At 62.0% G+C, this 3,653-nt stretch carries 3 protein-coding genes, 1 pseudogene and 1 riboswitch; all 4 genes and pseudogenes read left to right on the top strand.

The genetic code is table 11. The features are described 5' to 3' along the window. Positions 1–885, top strand: an 885-nt coding sequence (locus ACPLUI_RS12480) for a tetratricopeptide repeat protein (RefSeq protein WP_424660584.1), incomplete at its 5' end; no start/stop codon positions are given. Further along, positions 882–2,246, top strand: coding sequence for a GumC family protein (locus ACPLUI_RS12485; protein ID WP_424660585.1), 1,365 nt, complete (start codon positions 882–884; stop codon positions 2,244–2,246). The genes ACPLUI_RS12480 and ACPLUI_RS12485, both read left to right, overlap by 4 nt. A 4-nt stretch (positions 2,247–2,250) precedes the next feature. Continuing rightward, positions 2,251–2,961: a CpsD/CapB family tyrosine-protein kinase gene (locus ACPLUI_RS12490; protein WP_424660586.1), complete on the top strand. Its 711-nt coding sequence runs from the start codon at positions 2,251–2,253 to the stop codon at positions 2,959–2,961. Between the two features lie 73 nt (positions 2,962–3,034). After that, a riboswitch (cyclic di-GMP riboswitch) is annotated at positions 3,035–3,117 on the top strand. A gap of 75 nt (positions 3,118–3,192) precedes the next feature. Beyond that, positions 3,193–3,653 (top strand): annotated as a pseudogene (locus ACPLUI_RS12495) (undecaprenyl-phosphate galactose phosphotransferase WbaP); the annotation flags it as partial.

The raw sequence follows: 3,653 nt of genomic DNA on the forward strand, positions 1-3,653 counted from the left end.
CCGGCCACTGCCGGTGAACGCAGGGCATATGGCCGGCACCATCTACCGGAGGCTCCCGCCGGCAGGCGGTCCGGCCCTGCGGATTGGCGACCTCTGGCAGCCCTGGCCCTGGCCGGTACTGTCGCTTCCGCGGCGGTGATCTTCCCCGCGCGGGCCTTTTACGCCGCCGGCGTGGCGGGGGCGGAAGGTGCCCGGGCGCTTTTAGCCAGAGACCTGCAAGGTGCGAGGGGGTTTTACGAGCAGGCCCACCGGCTGGACCCCTTCACTGCCTCCTACGCTGCCGACCTGGCTCAAATCTGGGCCGTCCAGGCTGCCTCCGGGGACGATGCGGTGGCCCGCTATAAGGCCATCCGGTACGCCCGCGAAGCGGCGAGAGCCGAACCGTACAATACGAGCGTACGCGCTACACTGGTCAACGTCTACAGCCTTTTACGGGAGTACGACCTGATGGTGGCGGAAGCTCGTGCCCTGTGCGAAGCCAACCCCCTGGTCGTGGCCCACCATGAGATCCTGGCCCGCGCCCGGCTTGACGCGGCCCGGTATTACCTGAAAAGAGGCGAAACGCAAAAGGCCCGTGCATACCTGCAGGCGGTCCTGGCCATGCCGGGGGACCTGCCCGCGGCCATCCCCCGGCCGTCACCACGTCTTTACCTGACCGCCGGCCAGGCCGCCTACCTCCTGGGAGACCTGCCCCGGGCGGCGGGTCTGCTCGAACTGGCCCGGGGTGATAAGGACATTGCCTTTGAGGCGGAACTCTGGCTGGCCGCCTCGCTGGCCCGGATGGGAGAGGTTTCCCGGGCGGACGCCATCGTGAAGGAACTGGAAGAAAAGAAACCGGGTGCGACAGATATATATAAAGAGATCCTTTCACAACAGGGGAAATGAGAGGAGAGACAGCCATGGCCGAGCCGAACCAGAATGCCGAATTTGCTGAAGAAGTGATAGACCTGCGGCAGTACCTGCAGGTCCTGGGCAAGTGGCGGAAAATCATCGCCCTGGGGACCTTGCTTTGCGTGCTGACCTCCGCCATCCTGAGTTTTTTCGTCCTGCCGCCCGTATATGAGGCCCAGACGCTGCTCCTGGTGGTGCAGGCCACCGATAAACAGCAGCAGGTCTATCAAATCCCGCAGGACGGCCTGGAGGGGGTGGTGGGGTCCATATCCCGGCTACCCATTTTGACCATGAACACCTACCTGGGGCAACTCAAGAGCGAGGTGCTGCTCCAGCGGGTGATCGACAGGTTAAAGCTGGACCCGAACCTTTACACCCCCAGGACCCTCTCCGACATGATCAAGGCCACAGTGGTCAAGGACTCGAACCTCATCGACGTGAGAGTCCAGAACAGCGACCCGGTCCTGGCCGCCAGGATCGCCAACACCCTGAGCAGGGAGTACCTGCAGCTCATCTCGGAAAAGAACGCGGAACAGATGGCCAGGTCGGTCTCATTTTTGAAGCAGCAGCGGGAAGCTACCGAAAAAGACCTCCAGAAAGCCGTGGATGCGCTGAAGAAGTTCCAGGCCCAGCCCAGGGGCGTGGCCGTCCTGGAACAGGAATTCAAGAAGAAATCGGAAGACCTGGCAGGTTACGAATCCCAGCTTAAAATGGCCGGGGTGGAACTGGACCAGTTGAGTGCCGGGGTGGCCTGCCTGGAACGTGAGCTGGCCTCCACACCGAAAATGGTTTCCGTGGAAAAGCTCGACCCGGATACCGGCAGGATTGTAAAAACACAGGACGTAAACCCTGTTTATGTTTCCATAAGCCAGCAGCTGAGCGAGAAGAAGGCCGACCTGGCGGAAAAACAGGCCCAGGTGCAGGGGCTGCAGGGCGTGGTCGATTCCCTGCGCACGGAACTGGACAAGCTGCAGGCGGAGCTTACCGGCAAAAAGGTCCAGCAGGACAAGCTGCAGGGCGAGGTTGACCGCTTGAAGCAGACCGTGGAGACCCTGGCCCAGAAGACCACGGAAACACAGATCGCCAGGTCCATCGACCTGGGCGACACCAGCGTGATCGTGGTCTCGGAAGCATCCGTGCCCTCCCACCCGGTAAAGCCGAAGAAAAAGCTGAACATAGCCGTGGCCTTCGTCCTGGGCCTCCTGGCTTCCACCGCCCTGGCCTTCGTCCTGGAGCACCTGGACTACACCATCAAGACGCCCGAGGACGTGGCCAGGTACCTGGAGCTGCCCGTGGTGGGGGTCATCCCCCAGGGCACCGCTCAGACCGTAAAACGTTCGTCTTACGGAGGGTAATTATATGTTTAAGCACAACGGCCATGCGCCCCTGCTTTTGGCACACACAAACCCCAGGTCCGTCATATCCGAGGCCTTCCGTACCCTGCGCACCAATCTGGGGTTTGCCGCCCTGGACCGCCCCTGCCGTTCCATCCTGGTGACCAGCGCCGGGCCGGAAGACGGCAAATCCACCACGGCGGCCAACCTGGCCGTGGTCCTGGCCCAGGCGGGCCACACGGTCCTGCTGGTGGACTGCGACCTGCGCAAGCCGGTACTGCACAAAATTTTCGAGGTAGAAAACCACCGGGGGCTGACCAACTGCCTTTTACAGGAAATGGATCCGGTGGCCGTAGCCCACAACGGTCTGGTGGATAACCTGTCCGTACTTACCAGCGGGCCCATCCCGCCCAACCCGGCGGAACTGCTTGCTTCCGGGCGGGTGCGCGCCCTCTGGCCGGCCCTCCTGGAGCGCTTCGATTACGTGATCGTCGATTCTCCCCCGGTGCTGGCCGTGACCGACGCCGCCCTCCTGGCCGCCCAGCTGGACGGGGTGATCCTGGTTATAAGGGCCGCTACCACCCGGGTGGAGATTGCACAGGAAGCCAGGGACCAGCTCCTCAAGGCCAGCGCCCGCATCATCGGTGTGGTGCTGAACCAGGTCAAAATGCCCGCGCGGGACTACCACTATTATTACTACTACCGCCGCCGGGAAAAAGAAGAGGTACGGTTGTAGGAATTTGTCGAATATTGGAGGAATCTTTTGCCTTTTTCGGAGAGGATTTACCAGTTTATTGTCGTAATTATTAACATAAAGCGGAGGCCTTGAACCGCTGCCTGTAGGTGGGCGCCTGGGCAGCGGGGAGCCGGTGGCGCAACCGGCCGCTTGCGCGGGGTGGCCTGTTTTTTTGTTTTGCTCTTCAGGAATGGCTGCCCCTGTGTAAGGGGTGTGAGAGCATTGGCCAGGATGCCTCAGGAAGTGGGGCGGGGGATTTTTGTTGCCCGCCGGGAGGCGGCGGCACGTCTTTTCCTCCTGGTGTGGGACAGGCAGGCCGTTTTACAGGTGGCGTCGGCCGCAGTTCTCACAGTGGTGGACATGGTTAACCTGGGTGCGGCCCTGGTCCTGGCTGTGGTCGTCCGGGTGAAAGTCCTACCGGTGGTGGCTCCAGTATTCCCTCCAGGGTTGCCCCCGAACCTGGTTAAACACCTGTGGTGGGTGCTGGCCTTTATCATTTTGTGCCTGGCCTACGAGGGCCTTTACACACGGCGCCAGCCCTTCTGGCGTGAGACCAGGCGGCTGGTCAGGGCGTTGACGCTGGCCTTCGTCCTCGTGCTGGCCGCCATATCCCTGGGCAAGATGGGCGGCGAGTTTTCCCGCACGGTGCTGGTCCTGGGCTATCTCTTCTGGCTCTTCTTTCTGCCGGCCGG

The organism is Desulfofundulus sp., from assembly GCF_049701015.1.
In the GTDB taxonomy this organism is placed as follows: domain Bacteria; phylum Bacillota; class Desulfotomaculia; order Desulfotomaculales; family Desulfovirgulaceae; genus Desulfofundulus.